The following is a 13,778-nucleotide window of genomic DNA, read 5'->3' on the forward strand; positions in this document are numbered from 1 at the left end:
CACCACAGTATCGAGGTGACGCAGGTGGTTAGGAGGGAGAGGGTAGGAAACTACCGGTTGGATGGACGCCAGTAGCGGACATAGTCGACCGCCATGCGCTGCGGGAGGGCGGCATCGTCGATGCCCTGCTTGCCGCCCCAGTCGCCGCCGACCGCGAGGTTGAGGATCAGTTCATACGGCCGATCGAACGGCCACGCCGCCTCGCCGCCGGGCTGGTCGTTCCTGACGCGCATCACCGCGCGGCCGTCGACTCCGATCGTGATCGCATCCGGTCGCCATTCGAGCTGGTAGCGGTGATAGTCCGTACAGGCCGTGGCGATGCGCGTCTGCGCGCCGCGTTGCGTTCCCTTGGCGTGGTTGAACGCTCCGCTGTGCAGCGTGGCATGGACGACGTTCGGGTCCCAGCCGACCATCTCCATGATATCGATCTCTCCCTTGTCGGGCCATTTGCCGGTTTTCGGCAGCATCCAGATCGCCGGCCAGGCGCCGCGCCCGCACGGCAGCTTCGCGCGGACCTCGTAGAAGCCGAAGCCATAGGATTGCCGCGTCACGAGCTTGGCGGAGCTGTAGTGCTGACCGCCCCAGTCCGGAAAGCGGGCCTTGGACAGCGTCTCCCGCCGCGCCTCGATGATCAGCGACCCGCCCTCGATGCGGGCGTTCTCCGAGCGGTCTTTGGCGTAATATTGCTTCTCGTTGTTGTACCAGCCCTCGGCGTTGCGCGACGTGTCGTACCGCCAACGCGCGGCGTCGATCGTCGCCCCGTCGAACTCGTCGGCAAAGGCAGGTTTTCCCTTGGGCGCATTCATCGGTGCATCGACGCCGTAGTTGGTGGCGCCCAGCGAGACGACCTGGGTGAGGAGCAGGAAAAGGGACATCGTCAGAGCGCTTCCGGATTGCGATCGGGATCGGGGTCTAGGGCTCTGGTATCGTTGCCCAAATCGTCGCGCCCGCCAAGTGGGATCGTCCTTCCAGCGGGTTCAGGCGCGCCCCTGAACGTCCAGCCGAGTGCGGATGCCACTGCACGCCGATGAGCCGTATTCATCGCCGCATCAACCGTCGGGCAGTTGCCGTTCAACCCCCTGAATGGGAGAAGATCGACTGCGGTCCTGTCCTCGCCCGCCTGTGTCGAGGGCGCGGACGGGACTTCCTCGGTGGCACAACGAACTCTGCAAGCGCTGACGGCTCTGGTCGTCGTGGCCGGGATCGCGCTCGCCGCAGCGCAGGCGCGACGGACGTCCGGCTTGCCTGCCGCAACGGAGCCGAAGATCATGCAACGAATCACGATTACTGCCGGTGATCGGCCTATGACGGCGACGCTCTACGACAATCCGACGGCGCGGGCTTTCGCCGCGACGCTGCCGTTCGCCGTGACCATGCATGACCACCGCGATCAGGAGAAAGCCGGGCCGTTGCCTCGCCCCCTGTCGACCGGCGGTCCAGCGCAGCGCGACTTCACCGCCGGGGAGATCGGCTACTGGTCGCCGACGGCCGACATCGCCGTCTATTATCGCAGTGGCGACGGCTTGCCGTCCCCCGGCATCATCATGATCGGCAAGGTCGATGGCGACTTGATGCCGATGAAAGCGAAGGGGAACCTGCGCGTGCGGTTCGCACGCGCAGAGTGAGGGAGCGGCTTCGCTGATCGCCCGGACTACATCCGGTCGAAGCGCCCGCCGTCGACGTGGATCGTGTGCCCCGTCACGTAGCTGCAATCGTCCGACGCGAAGAACAGGATCGGCGCGACCAGTTCGTCGAGGCTGCCGATGCGGTTGAGCACGACCGTCTTCTTGCGATGGTCGAGATGCTCCTGCACCTGTTCGGGCGTGCGCGTGGTGGCGGACATCGGCGTCAGGAAGGTGCCGGGCGCGACGCAGTTCACCGTCACGTTGGCCGGGCCGACCTCGCGGGCGAGCGTCTTGGTCAGCATGATGACCGCGGCCTTGGCGGCGGCATAGGCGGAGCTGCCGCCGGGCGAACCGGCGGTGCCGTGCGGCGTCGCGCCGGTGCCGAGCGCCGAGGAGATGTTGATCATCCGGCCGTAGCCCCGCTCGACCATATAGGGTGCCGCCGCCTGCGCGCAGAAGAATACGCCCTTCAGGTCGACCGCCAGGACGATGTCCCAATCCTCCGAGCTCATCGTCGCGAACGGGCGGTAGCGCGAAATCCCGGCATTGTTGACGAGGATGTCGATCCGGCCGTGCCGCTCGACGATCTGGCGGGTGGCGTCGTGGACCGCGTCGCGGTCGGACACGTCGAAGCATTGCCCGGTGGCGGTGCCGCCCGCGGCGCGAATCTCCTCGACGGTGCGCGCGATCCCCTCGGCGTTGAAGTCGGCGACGACGATCGTCGCGCCCTCCGCCACGAAGCGGTCGGCGATGGCGCGACCAATGCCGGATGCGGAGCCGGTGACCACCGCCACCTTGTCGTTCAGTCTCATGCGTCATGTCCCAGTTGAGCGGTCGTATCGCCGTCGCGCAGGGCGACGAGTGCGGCGTAGATGCTGTCGTCCACCTCGATCGTACCGGCGGCGAGCGCGGCGCGACGCTTGGCGGCGCTGGAGCGGCCCGGCACGCGGACCCGCTCCACGCCCGGCGCGGGGCGCGACGCCTCGATCTGGGCGGCCAGCGCGGTGACCTGCGCCTTGAACGCATCGGCCGGGCCGAGCAGCGCAGGGTCGAGGACGAGGAAGAAGAAGCCGCAGGCGGACACTTCGTCGACGACGATGCGACTGCCGCACATCACGCCGAGCAACTGCACGACCAGCGACAGGCCATAGCCGCGGTGTCCGCCCCAGGGCAGGAACGCGCCGGCGAGGGCGGCGGAGGGATCGGTGGTGGGTTGCCCGTCGGCATCGACCGCGACGCCGCTGTCGAGCGGCTGGCCGAGCTTCTCGCGCAACAGCACGTCGCCCCAGGTGGTCATCCCGGTGCCGAAGTCGATCACCAGCGGATCGGGATCGGCGGGGAAGGCGAAGGCGAGGGGGTTGGTGCCGAACAGGCGATCGACGCCGCCCGCCGGAGCGACGCGGGCCATCGTGTTGGCGGTGTGGAACGCGACCATGCCGGCACGGGCGGCGCGCTCGACATAATAAGCGAGACGCCCGCTGAACCAGGTGTCGTTGATCCCGACGATGCCGACGCCGTTTTCGCGCGCCAGATCGATCGCGGTGTCGATGCCGATCAGCGACGTGACGTAGCCGTTGGTGCCGCCGCCGTCGATCACCGCGGCGTTGGGGCTGCGCCGGTCGATCGTGATCGGGCGGGCGGGCTCGCGCTGGCGCAGATGCTCGACCAGCGCGAGTACGCGCGGCAGCCCCGCGAACGGATGTCCCGCCGCCGCCGCATCGACCAGATGGTCGCCGACGATGCCCGCATGATCGGTGCTGACGTGAAACCGGGTGAGCACGTCGATCACGAGCTGGCGCGCCTGTGCCAAGGGAAGCTGCATCACCGGATCGTCCGCTCCAAATCCATTATCGTTATGCAGCGCAGACTACACGGCAAGCCGCGCAGGTCTTAGCCTGCGTGATGCGGAACAGCTTTCCGTTTGGCGGGACAATAACGACGCCGCGATCTTTGCGCTGGCCGTGAAGATGTTGAGCGCGGCCGACGATAGGTGCCGTCCGTCCGGCGCGATACCGACGCAGCAGGAGAGCGACGGAATCTCGGCGTTCGAACCCGTGTCCACGGCCCAGCGAGGCATCATCGACCATGCTAGCACGCAGCACCAAGCCCGCCCCGTTCAACTGGGCCGACCCCTTCCTGCTCGACGATCAGCTGAGCGAGGAGGAACGCCAGATCGTCGACGCCGCGCGCGCCTTTGCCGAGGCCGAGCTGCGACCGCTGGTCAACGACGCCTATCTCGACGAGGTGACGCCGCCCGAGCTGTTCCGCAAGATGGGTCAGGCCGGCCTGCTCGGCGTGACGATCCCGGAGGACTATGGCTGCGCCGGTGCGAACTACGTATCCTACGGCCTCGTCGCGCGAGAGGTGGAGCGCGTCGATTCCGGCTATCGCTCGATGATGAGCGTGCAGTCGAGCCTCGTGATGTACCCGATCTACGCTTATGGATCGGAGGAGCAGCGGCGGAAGTATCTGCCCGGCCTGGGTGCAGGCGAGCTGATCGGATGTTTCGGGCTGACCGAGCCGGATGCCGGGTCCGACCCCGGCGGCATGAAGACCCGCGCGACGAAGATCGACGGCGGCTATCGGCTGAACGGCGCGAAGATGTGGATCAGCAACTCGCCGATCGCCGACGTGTTCGTGGTGTGGGCGAAGTCCGACGCGCACGACGGCGCGATCCGCGGGTTCGTGCTGGAGAAGAACATGAAGGGCCTGTCCGCGCCCAAGATCGGCGGCAAGCTGTCGCTGCGCACCTCGATCACGGGCGAGATCGTGATGGAGGATGTCGAGGTCGGCGAGGATGCGCTGTTGCCCGGCGTCTCCGGCCTCAGCGGGCCGTTCGGCTGCCTCAACCGCGCGCGCTACGGCATTTCGTGGGGCGTGATGGGGGCGGCGGAGGATTGCTGGATGCGGGCGCGGCAATATGGCCTCGACCGCAAGCAGTTCGACAAGCCGCTGGCGCAGACGCAGCTGTTCCAGAAGAAGCTGGCCGACATGCAGACCGAGATCACATTGGGCCTGCAAGGTTCGCTGCGCGTCGGGCGGCTGTTCGACGAGGGCCGGATGGCGCCCGAAATGGTGTCGCTGATGAAGCGCAACAATTGCGGCAAGGCGCTGGAGATCGCCCGTCATTCCCGCGACATGCACGGGGGCAACGGCATCCAGATCGAATATCAGGTCATGCGCCATCTGGTGAACCTGGAGACGGTCAACACCTATGAAGGCACGCACGACGTGCATGCGCTCATTCTGGGCCGGGCGCAGACCGGCTTGCAGGCGTTCTTCTGACCCACGATCGGACACAGACGATGAAGCATTACGGCCAGATCTATATCGACGGCGCGTGGGTTCAGCCGATCGGGACCGAGCGGCGCGAGTTGATCGATCCTGCGACCGAGCAGGTGTTCGCGACGATCACGCTGGGCGATGCGGGCGATGTCGATCGCGCGGTGGCAGCGGCGCGACGTGCCTTTCCGGCGTTTTCGGCGACGAGCAGTGCAGAGCGCATCGCGCTGCTGGAGCGGATCATCGCCGGCATGGAGGCGCGGCTGCCCGAGCTGATGGCGGCGTTGACGCAGGAGATGGGCGCACCCGCCAGCCTGATCGCGCAAGTCAATGCCGGCATAGCGTCGCTGCGGCAGGCAGTCGTGACGTTGGGCGAGTACCAGTTCGAGCGGCGCGAGGGTGCCTACATCCTCCGGCATGAGTCGATCGGGGTCGCCGGGCTGATCACGCCCTGGAACTGGCCGATCCAGATGATCTGCAACAAGCTGTCCTCTGCGTTCGCGGCAGGGTGTCCGGTGGTGGTGAAGCCCAGCGAGACGACCTCGGTCAGCGCGCTGGTGCTGGCGCAGATCATCCACGATGCGCAGGTGCCGGCGGGTGTCTTCAACCTCGTCATCGGCAATGGCCGCGGCGTCGGCACGCCGATCGCGGCGCATGAGGACGTGGATGTCGTCAGCTTCACCGGATCGACCCGCGCGGGCGGGCTGGTCGCGGCGGCGGCGGCGCCGTCGATCAAGCGGGTGACGCAGGAACTGGGGGGCAAGTCCGCCAACATCGTGCTGCCCGATGCCGACCACCGCGTCGCGGCGGAATACAACGTCACGCGCGGCTTTTCGAACAGCGGGCAGTCGTGCCATTCTCCCACCCGACTGCTGGTCGAGCGAAGCCGGCTGGAGGAGACGCTCGGCTATATGACAGCGGCGGTCGCCAGGATGTGCGTCGGCGATCCGAACGATCCGGCGACGACCCACGGCCCGGTGGTCAACCGCGCGCAATATGACAGCATTCAGGGCTATATCCAGAGCGCGATCGACGAGGGCGCGCGGCTGGTCTGCGGCGGTCTGGGCCGACCAGAGGGGTTCGATCACGGCTATTTCGTGCAGCCGACCATCTTTGCGGACGTGACGCCGGACATGACGATCGCGCGCGAGGAGATCTTCGGCATGGTCACAGCCGTGATGACCTATCGCACGGTCGATGAAGCGCTCGCGATCGCGAATGACTCGCCGTACGGGCTCGGGGCCTATGTGTTCGGGAGCGACGGAGATGCCGTGCTGGATGTCGCGCGGCGGATGCGGGCAGGGCGCGTGTTCCTGAACGGCGCGCCGGCGGACACCGCCGCGCCGATGGGCGGCTATCGCAAATCGGGCAATGGGCGCGAGATGGGTGTCTACGGTCTGGAGGAATATCTGGAGGTGAAGGCGATGCTCGGCACGCCCTGATCGGCATCATCCATTTTGGTGGTGAAGACGCACCCCGCCGCGATCGGTCGCGGCGGGGTTTTTCGTTGGCTTTCCTAACCCCATAGATTGTCCCGTAAAACGCGAAGATGCTTGCCGTGGCCGGGCGTAGGCGTGTCGCTCGCTTTTGCGCCAAACCCTGGACGACCCGGCGCGTGATGGCGCGGGCGTTGAGGGAGTGGAGCGAATGGACCCTGCGCGTAGGCCGCAGCTATCGTCAGCGTATGCCGATCATGCGGAGCCGGACTTGGGCGCGTTGGTCGATCGCTGGCTGGCATCGTTCGAACAGGCGTTGGTCGCCCGCGATTCCGCCGCTTTGCGCGCGGTACTGGGCGAGGAATGCCATTGGCGCGACCTGCTGGCGTTCACCTGGAGCATCACGCCGCACGACGATACCGACACCGTCATCACCGGGTTGATCGAGGCGCAGGCGCGCGTGCGGGCATCCGGCTTCACGCTGGCGCGGGATCGCACTCCGCCGCGCATCGTGACGCGCCACGGCCGTGAATCGATCGAGGCGATCTTCACGTTCGAGACGGGTAATGGCCGCGGCGACGGGCTGGTGCGGTTGCTCGCGGACGATCCGACGCGGGCCTGGGTGCTCGCGACATCGCTCAACGAGTTGAAGGGGCATGAAGAGCCGGTCGGAACGCGCCGTCCGGTCGATCCGGCATCCTCGCGCACCTTCGGCGGGGCGAACTGGAGCGACCTGCGTGCCGAGGAACAGGCGTTCGAGGATCGCGAACCAGCGGTGGTCATCATCGGCGCGGGGCAGGCCGGACTGGCGATCGCAGCGCGGCTGGGTCTGCTCGGCGTCGATACGCTGGTGATCGACCGCAACGCGCGTGTCGGCGATACCTGGCGCAACCGCTACCATTCGCTGGCGCTGCACAATCAGGTCAACCTGAACCAGATGCCGTACCTGCCGTGGCCACCCAACTGGCCCAAGTACCTGCAAAAGGACATGATCGGCGGCTGGCTGGAAAACTACGCCTGGGCGATGGAGTGCAACGTCTGGACCGGTACGTCCTTTCTGGGCGGCGATCACGACGCGGCGAGCGGCACGTGGAACGCACGCGTGCGCCGCGCCGACGGCAGTGAGCGCACGTTGCATCCGCGCCACCTGATCTTCGCCAACGGCGTCGCGGGCAAGCCGACGACACCGCACATCCCCGGCCTCGACGATTTCGCCGGGACGGTCATGCACACCAGCGACTTCACCAGCGGCGCCGAATGGGCGGGAAAGCGCGCGCTGGTGCTCGGGGCCGGAACCAGCGGCCACGACGTCGCGCAGGACCTGCACGGCCACGGTGTCGACGTGACGCTGATCCAGCGCGGACCGTCGACGATCACCAGCGTCAAGGCGGCCGGCCTCGTCCATTCGCTCTATTACGACGAGGAACTCCCCACCGACGACGCCGACATCATTGCGGCGGCGGGCAGCTATCCATTGCTCGTGCGCGGCTATCAGGCAGCGGTGAAGCGGATCAAGCAGGTCGATGCCGACCTGCTCGCCGGGCTCGCGGCGCGCGGTTTCAAGCTCGATTTTGGCAAGGACGAAACCGGCCACCAGATGAAGTTCCGGCGGCGGCACGGCGGCTATTATCTCGATTGCGGCTGCGCGCAGCTCATCATCGACGGCGATGTCGGCCTGATGCAATATGAGGACATCGAGCGCTTTGTCCCCGAAGGCGCGCTGATGAAGGATGGCCGGGTCGATCCCGCCGATCTGGTCGTCACCGCGACCGGCTTCCAGAGCCAGCAGCAACTGGTCCGCGACCTGCTCGGCGATGCGATCGCCGACAAGCTCGGGCCGATCTGGGGCGTCGCGCCGGATGGCGAACTCAACAACATGTTCCGCCCGACCGCGCAGGACGGATTGTGGTTCATCGGCGGCGGCTTCGCCCATGCCCGCATCTATTCCAAGTACATCGCGCTCAACATCGCGGCGCGCGAGTTCGGGCTGGTCGCGTGATGTCGGCCGCGCCCTTCGACCTTTCCGGCCGGGTCGCGCTGGTCACCGGCGCGGGTTCGGTCGGCGACGGCTGGGGCAATGGCAAGGCGACCGCGGTGCTGCTCGCCCGGTACGGAGCGGCGGTGTTCGGGCTCGACTTGAACGAGGAGGCGCTGGCGGACACCGGCCCGGTGCTCGCCGATGAAGGGATCGCCGATCGCTGGGCGGCGCGGCGTTGCGACATGACCAACGGCGCGGATGTCGCTGCGGCAGTGGCCGCGTGCGTGGCGCGGTTCGGGCGCATCGACATCCTGGTCAACAACGTCGGCGGCAGCGCCCCCGGCGATCCGGTGACGATGGACGAGACGCTGTGGCAGGCGCAGATCGACCTCAACCTCACCACCGCGTTCCTCGCGTGCAAGCATGTGCTGCCGGTGATGACGGCGCAATTCGACGCGGCTGGACGCGGCGGCGCGATCGTTAACATCGGCAGCATCGGCGGCATGACCTATCAGGTCGGCGGCCGGGTGAGCGCGGGTTATGCCGCGGCGAAGGCGGGGCTGGTCGCGTTCGGGCGATCGACCGCCATCGCCTATGTCCGGCAGGGTATTCGCGTGAATACGGTGGTGCCGGGCGTGATGTACACGCCGCTCGTCGAGCATCGGCTGGTTCGGCAACTCGGCGCGGACGATGCCGCCCGGCTGATCGCCGATCGCCACGCGAGCGTGCCGATGGGACGGATGGGCGATGCCTGGGACGTGGCGCATGCCGCCCTGTTCCTGGCTAGCGACGCCGCCGGATACGTCACCGCAACCGAGTTGGTGGTGGACGGTGGCATGACCGCCGCGCGTCCCGGCTGAGGTCATCACAACGATAAACAACCGGCCCTCGAGAGCCGGCGCAGGAGAGCATTCGTGAGCAGACCCGTCATCATCAGCTGTGCGCTTACCGGATCGGGCGACACCCCCCGGCTGAGCCCGCACGTGCCGATCACGCCCGAACAGATCGCGTCGGAGGCGCTGGCGGCGCATGAGGCCGGCGCGGCGATCGCGCACATCCACGTTCGCAATCCCGCCGACGGATCGCCCAGCCGCGACATCGCGCTGTACCGCGACGTGGTGCAGCGGATCCGGGCGGCGGGCACCGATCTCGTCATCAACCTCACCACCGGCGTCGGCGCGCGCTACATGCCGGATGTCGGCGACCCCAATCGCAACGCCAACGACGGCGGCATCGCCGCGCCGGCCGATCGCATGGATCACGTGCTGGAATTGTTGCCGGATATCTGCAGCCTCGACGTGGCGACGATGAACTTCGGGCGGCACGCGTTCGTCAACGTCCCCGACCATATCGAGGCGATCGCGACCGCCGTTCGCGCCGTCGGCGTGAAGCCCGAACTGGAAGTCTTCGACCTCGGCCATGTCGCCCTGGCGTTGCACATGTACCGCAACGGACTGTTCGCGGACCCGCCGTTCTTCCAGCTGTGCCTCGGCATCCCCTGGGGCGCGCCGGCAACGTCGGAGGGCATGATCGCGATGCGCAACATGCTGCCCGGCAACGCGCATTGGAGCGCGTTCGGCATCTCGGCGCAGCAATTCCCGATGGCGGCGCAGGCGGCGGTGCTCGGCGGGCATGTGCGCGTCGGGCTGGAGGACAATCTGTTCATGGCGAAGGGCGAACTCGCGACGGGCAACGCGCCTCTCGTTGCGCGTGCGGCGCGGATCGTGCGCGAACTGGGCTACGAAGTGGCGACGCCGGCGCAGGCGCGCGACATCCTGAAGCTCGGCTGATGGCACGGCTCGCCATGCCCGATGTGCTGACCGACGAGCAGCGTTGCGTGTGCGACGAGGCGGCGGCGGGCAAGCGCGGCAAAGTGCCGGCGCCAATGATCGCGTGGCTGCGCAACCCGGAACTCGCACGGCGCGGCCAGCGCGTCGGGGAGCTGCTGCGCTACGACACGGCATTGCCGGCGCGACTGACCGAACTGGCGATCCTGATCTGCGCGCGCCACTGGACGTCGCATCACGAATGGACCGCGCACAGCCGCCTCGCGCTCGATGCCGGACTGGAGCCGGAGGTGATCGCGGCCGTCGCGCGCCGCGACCCGCCGCCCTTCGCGGACCCCGAGACGGAGCTGGTGTACCATGTGTCGCAGGAGATGCTGGCAAGCGGCCGTCTGTCCGCAGCGCGCTACGGCGAGGCGATCGACCTGCTCGGCGAACGCGCCTTGGTCGAGCTGGTCGCGACGCTCGGCTATTACTGCATGGTGTCGTTGACGCTCAACGCGTTCGAACTTGGCCTGCCCGAGAATGTTGCTCCCGCGTTGCGCGATTTGGAAATGGCGCGATGATGGCGGAGGCGATCGTCGAACCCGATCGGCCGATCGTCGATGCGCATCATCACCTCTACGATCGGGCGAATGCGCGCTATCTGCTCGATGAGTTCACCGCCGATCTCGACAGCGGGCATGCCGTTGTCGCGACGGTGCTGGTGCAGGCACGGCATGGCTATGACGCGGCGGCCGGCGAGGCGCTGGCGCCGGTCGGTGAGACGCGGTTCGCGCGGCGGGTGGCGGAGGCGGCGGGACGACGCAACGTCGCCGCGGCGATCGTGCCGTTTGCGGACCTGACCCTCGGCGATGCGGTGCGGCCGGTGCTCGATGCGCATCTGACGGCGGGCGAGGGGCGGGTGCGCGGCATCCGGCATATCCTGGCGTGGGACCGCAATCCGGCGCGGCTCAACCCCGCCTATCCGACCAGCGAAGCGATGATGGACGACATCGCGTTTCGTGCGGGGTTTCGGCATCTGGCGCCGCTCGGGCTCAGCTTCGATGCTTGGGTGCTGTACCCGCAACTGCCACGGCTCGCGCGTCTCGCCGGCGACTTTCCCGACACGGCGATCGTGGTCGATCATTGCGGCGGGCCGATCATGGGCGACACCGACGTTTTCGCGACGTGGCGCACGGGGATGCGTGCGCTGGCCGAGCGACCGAACGTCTCCGTCAAGCTGTCCGGGCTCGGCATGCCCTCCGCCGGCTTTCCGAAGGCGCAGCGCGCACGCGATCTGGCGGCGGCGTGGCGGCCGTGGATGGAAACGTGCATCGAGCTGTTCGGGGCGGGACGGGCGATGTTCGCGAGCAATTTCCCGGCCGACCGGCCGGGGCATGGCTATGCGACGGGTTGGAATGCGATGAAGCTGGTCGCGGCGGGCGCAAGCGAGGCGGAGAAGGACCGGCTGTTCCGGGGTACCGCCACGCGCTTCTACCGGCTCGCGACCGATCAGCGGAAGGATCATTGATGCGGCTCTATTATCAAAGCTTCGGCGTATCGCGCGGCTCGACCGACGGCCATTACGGGCGGCAGTTGAAGGCGATCGTCGAACAGGCGGCGGCGCCGGGGACCGAGATCACGATCGCCGGGCTCAGCCCGCATCGCGCGGTGGCGGACCAGTATCGCTACCTCGAACTGCTCGACACGATCGAGGTGACCGAGCGCGGCATGCAGGCGGAGCGCGACGGCTACGACGCGTTTCTGGTCGGCAACATCTTCGAACCCGGCCTGCACGAATTGCGCGAACTGCTGAACATCCCGGTGCTCGGCCTGCGGGAATCGTCGGTGCAGATGGCGTGCCTGATGGGCGCGAGTTTCTCGCTCATCAACGTCAACCCGAAGTTCGTGCCACGCATCGTCGAGGGCGTGCAGTCGCAGGGCCTGTCCTCGCGCATGGTGTCGGTCGAGCATATGACCGTCGAACGGCCCGGCGTGTTCGACCTCGCCTTGCGTGACGAGACCGCGCGGGCGGAGGTGGTGCGTCAGTTCGTCGAGGTGGCGCAGGTCGCGCTCGCCAAGGGGGCGGAGGTACTGATCCCCGCGGGCGGCAGCCTGATGACGGTGCTGACGCAGGCGGGCATCCACCAGATCGACGGCACGCCGGTGCTGAACGGCGTCACCGCATTGGTGAAGACGGCCGAGATGGCGGTGGGGATGCGCGCGGTGACCGGCGTCTTCACCAGCAAGCGTATGAAATACGCCGCGCCGACCGGCAAGCTGCTCGCCGACGTGCGCGCGGCCTATGGCGACCACGTCTATCCGGGGGCGGAATAATGCGGAAGCTGTATTCCGACGCCGCCGCCGCCCTCGATGGACTCCTGCACGACGGCATGACGATCTGCGCCGGCGGGTTCGGCCTGTGCGGTATCCCCGAACGGCTGATCGACGCGATCCAGGCGTCGGGCGTCAAGGACCTGACGATCGCCAGCAACAATGCCGGCATCGACGGCGAGGGGCTCGGCAAGCTCCTGCGGACGCGTCAGGTCAGGAAGATGATCTCCAGCTATGTCGGCGAGAACAAGGAATTCGAGCGCCAGTATCTCTCCGGCGAACTGGAGGTGGAATTCTGCCCGCAAGGCACGCTCGCCGAACGCTGCCGGGCAGGGGGCGCGGGCATCCCCGGCTTCTACACCAGGACCGGCGTCGGCACCTTGGTCGCCGAGGGCAAGGAGGTGAAAACCTTCGACGGCGAGGAGTACATCCTCGAACGCGGCATCCGATCGGACATCAGCATCATCAAGGGGTGGAAGGCGGACGAGAGCGGCAACCTCATCTTCCGCAAGACCGCGCGCAACTTCAACCAGCCGATGGCGACCGCGGGCCGCATCTGCGTCGCCGAAGTCGAGGAAGTCGTGCCGGTCGGCAGCCTCGATCCCGATGCGATCCACCTGCCCGGCATCTACGTGAAGCGGATGATCGTCGGCAGCCCGTACGACAAGAAGATCGAATTCCGCTTCACCCGCGAAAGGGAGGTCGCCTGATGCCCTGGGATCGCAACCAGATGGCGGCGCGCGCCGCACAGGAATTGCAGGACGGGTTCTACGTCAACCTCGGCATCGGCATCCCGACGCTGGTCGCCAACAACATTCCCGCGGGCATGACGGTGACGCTCCAGTCCGAAAACGGCATGCTCGGCATCGGTCCTTTTCCATATGAGGACGAGGTCGATCCCGACCTGATCAACGCCGGTAAGCAGACGATCAGCGAGCTGCCGCAGAGCGCGTATTTCGGCAGCGAGCAGAGCTTCGCGATGATCCGCGGCGGCCATATCGACCTTACCGTGCTCGGGGCGATGGAGGTCAGCGAGGGCGGCGACATCGCCAATTGGATGATCCCGGGCAAGATGATCAAGGGCATGGGCGGGGCGATGGACCTCGTCGCCGGGGTCAAGCAGATCATCGTCGTGATGGATCACAATGCCAAGGACGGCAGCCCCAAGTTCATCCCGTCCTGCACGTTGCCGCTGACCGGCAAGAACGTCGTCGACATGATTGTCACCGACTTGGCGGTGTTTCGGCGGCCGGATCAAACATCATTGTTTAAGCTGGTCGAATGCGCTCCAGGTGTTAACATGGATCAGATTCGCGCGAACACGACCGCGGCGTTCGCCGTCGCATGAACGCCGCCG

At 67.2% G+C, this 13,778-nt stretch carries 14 protein-coding genes; 11 read left to right on the top strand and 3 right to left on the bottom strand.

All coding sequences use genetic code 11. The annotated features are described in order from the left end of the window. Positions 1–50: 50 nt before the first annotated feature. Positions 51–875, bottom strand: a complete 825-nt coding sequence (locus tag AC0CH8_RS09265) for a glycoside hydrolase family 16 protein (protein ID WP_465239635.1) — start codon at positions 873–875, stop codon at positions 51–53. A gap of 276 nt (positions 876–1,151) precedes the next feature. On the opposite strand from AC0CH8_RS09265, the gene AC0CH8_RS09270 reads away from it, so the two are divergent. Beyond that, positions 1,152–1,625 carry a cyclophilin-like fold protein gene (locus AC0CH8_RS09270; RefSeq protein WP_465239636.1) on the top strand — a complete coding sequence of 158 codons (474 nt, stop codon included), beginning with the start codon at positions 1,152–1,154 and terminating at the stop codon, positions 1,623–1,625. Positions 1,626–1,651: 26 nt separating this feature from the next. On the opposite strand, the gene AC0CH8_RS09275 is transcribed toward AC0CH8_RS09270, so the two are convergent. Together AC0CH8_RS09275 and AC0CH8_RS09280 are read right to left on the bottom strand one after the other, a co-directional pair. After that, on the bottom strand, positions 1,652–2,437 hold the full coding sequence (locus AC0CH8_RS09275; RefSeq protein WP_465239637.1) for an SDR family NAD(P)-dependent oxidoreductase: 786 nt from the start codon (positions 2,435–2,437) through the stop codon (positions 1,652–1,654). Continuing rightward, entirely contained in the window at positions 2,434–3,447 is a 1,014-nt protein-coding gene (locus AC0CH8_RS09280) for an Ldh family oxidoreductase (RefSeq protein ID WP_465239968.1), read from the bottom strand. Before AC0CH8_RS09280 ends, AC0CH8_RS09275 begins: the two co-directional genes overlap by 4 nt. A 263-nt stretch (positions 3,448–3,710) precedes the next feature. Here AC0CH8_RS09280 and AC0CH8_RS09285 point away from each other — a divergent pair, with 263 nt between their 5' ends. From AC0CH8_RS09285 to AC0CH8_RS09330, 10 genes are all read left to right on the top strand, one after another. After that, entirely contained in the window at positions 3,711–4,910 is a 1,200-nt protein-coding gene (locus AC0CH8_RS09285; RefSeq protein WP_465239638.1) for an acyl-CoA dehydrogenase, read from the top strand. 20 nt (positions 4,911–4,930) lie between these two features. Next, positions 4,931–6,349: an aldehyde dehydrogenase family protein gene (locus AC0CH8_RS09290; protein WP_465239639.1), complete on the top strand. Its 1,419-nt coding sequence runs from the start codon at positions 4,931–4,933 to the stop codon at positions 6,347–6,349. Positions 6,350–6,554: 205 nt separating this feature from the next. After that, the gene (locus AC0CH8_RS09295) at positions 6,555–8,342 is read left to right on the top strand and encodes a flavin-containing monooxygenase (RefSeq protein ID WP_465239640.1); all 1,788 of its coding nucleotides are present in this window, start codon (positions 6,555–6,557) and stop codon (positions 8,340–8,342) included. Next, the gene (locus tag AC0CH8_RS09300; protein WP_465239641.1) at positions 8,342–9,181 is read left to right on the top strand and encodes an SDR family NAD(P)-dependent oxidoreductase; all 840 of its coding nucleotides are present in this window, start codon (positions 8,342–8,344) and stop codon (positions 9,179–9,181) included. Before AC0CH8_RS09295 ends, AC0CH8_RS09300 begins: the two co-directional genes overlap by 1 nt. A gap of 54 nt (positions 9,182–9,235) precedes the next feature. Then, positions 9,236–10,111 carry a beta-keto acid cleavage family enzyme gene (locus AC0CH8_RS09305; RefSeq protein ID WP_465239642.1) on the top strand — a complete coding sequence of 292 codons (876 nt, stop codon included), beginning with the start codon at positions 9,236–9,238 and terminating at the stop codon, positions 10,109–10,111. Next, positions 10,111–10,671: a carboxymuconolactone decarboxylase family protein gene (locus tag AC0CH8_RS09310; protein WP_465239643.1), complete on the top strand. Its 561-nt coding sequence runs from the start codon at positions 10,111–10,113 to the stop codon at positions 10,669–10,671. The genes AC0CH8_RS09305 and AC0CH8_RS09310 overlap by 1 nt, the downstream gene beginning before the upstream one ends. Then, complete coding sequence (locus AC0CH8_RS09315) at positions 10,668–11,618, top strand: amidohydrolase family protein (protein WP_465239644.1); 951 nt, start codon at positions 10,668–10,670, stop codon at positions 11,616–11,618. Before AC0CH8_RS09310 ends, AC0CH8_RS09315 begins: the two co-directional genes overlap by 4 nt. After that, on the top strand, positions 11,618–12,424 hold the full coding sequence (locus AC0CH8_RS09320; RefSeq protein WP_465239645.1) for an aspartate/glutamate racemase family protein: 807 nt from the start codon (positions 11,618–11,620) through the stop codon (positions 12,422–12,424). The genes AC0CH8_RS09315 and AC0CH8_RS09320 overlap by 1 nt, the downstream gene beginning before the upstream one ends. After that, positions 12,424–13,131 carry a CoA transferase subunit A gene (locus AC0CH8_RS09325; RefSeq protein WP_465239646.1) on the top strand — a complete coding sequence of 236 codons (708 nt, stop codon included), beginning with the start codon at positions 12,424–12,426 and terminating at the stop codon, positions 13,129–13,131. The genes AC0CH8_RS09320 and AC0CH8_RS09325 overlap by 1 nt, the downstream gene beginning before the upstream one ends. Then, positions 13,131–13,769 (top strand): 3-oxoacid CoA-transferase subunit B, encoded by a 639-nt coding sequence (locus AC0CH8_RS09330; RefSeq protein ID WP_465239647.1) that lies wholly within the window; start codon positions 13,131–13,133, stop codon positions 13,767–13,769. Before AC0CH8_RS09325 ends, AC0CH8_RS09330 begins: the two co-directional genes overlap by 1 nt. The last annotated feature ends 9 nt before the right edge of the window (positions 13,770–13,778 follow it).

Source organism: Sphingomonas sp. AC435 (genome assembly GCF_979253005.1).

What these genes read in the sequence shown, in the direction of transcription:
- AC0CH8_RS09265 (WP_465239635.1), bottom strand. Translation starts at nt 875, where the DNA reads ATGTCCCTTTTCCTGCTCCTCACCCAGGTCGTCTCGCTGGGCGCCACC.
- AC0CH8_RS09275 (WP_465239637.1), bottom strand. Translation starts at nt 2,437, where the DNA reads ATGAGACTGAACGACAAGGTGGCGGTGGTCACCGGCTCCGCATCCGGC.
- AC0CH8_RS09280 (WP_465239968.1), bottom strand. Translation starts at nt 3,447, where the DNA reads ATGCAGCTTCCCTTGGCACAGGCGCGCCAGCTCGTGATCGACGTGCTC.
- AC0CH8_RS09285 (WP_465239638.1), top strand. Translation starts at nt 3,711, where the DNA reads ATGCTAGCACGCAGCACCAAGCCCGCCCCGTTCAACTGGGCCGACCCC.
- AC0CH8_RS09290 (WP_465239639.1), top strand. Translation starts at nt 4,931, where the DNA reads ATGAAGCATTACGGCCAGATCTATATCGACGGCGCGTGGGTTCAGCCG.
- AC0CH8_RS09295 (WP_465239640.1), top strand. Translation starts at nt 6,555, where the DNA reads ATGGACCCTGCGCGTAGGCCGCAGCTATCGTCAGCGTATGCCGATCAT.
- AC0CH8_RS09300 (WP_465239641.1), top strand. Translation starts at nt 8,342, where the DNA reads ATGTCGGCCGCGCCCTTCGACCTTTCCGGCCGGGTCGCGCTGGTCACC.
- AC0CH8_RS09310 (WP_465239643.1), top strand. Translation starts at nt 10,111, where the DNA reads ATGGCACGGCTCGCCATGCCCGATGTGCTGACCGACGAGCAGCGTTGC.
- AC0CH8_RS09315 (WP_465239644.1), top strand. Translation starts at nt 10,668, where the DNA reads ATGATGGCGGAGGCGATCGTCGAACCCGATCGGCCGATCGTCGATGCG.
- AC0CH8_RS09320 (WP_465239645.1), top strand. Translation starts at nt 11,618, where the DNA reads ATGCGGCTCTATTATCAAAGCTTCGGCGTATCGCGCGGCTCGACCGAC.
- AC0CH8_RS09325 (WP_465239646.1), top strand. Translation starts at nt 12,424, where the DNA reads ATGCGGAAGCTGTATTCCGACGCCGCCGCCGCCCTCGATGGACTCCTG.
- AC0CH8_RS09330 (WP_465239647.1), top strand. Translation starts at nt 13,131, where the DNA reads ATGCCCTGGGATCGCAACCAGATGGCGGCGCGCGCCGCACAGGAATTG.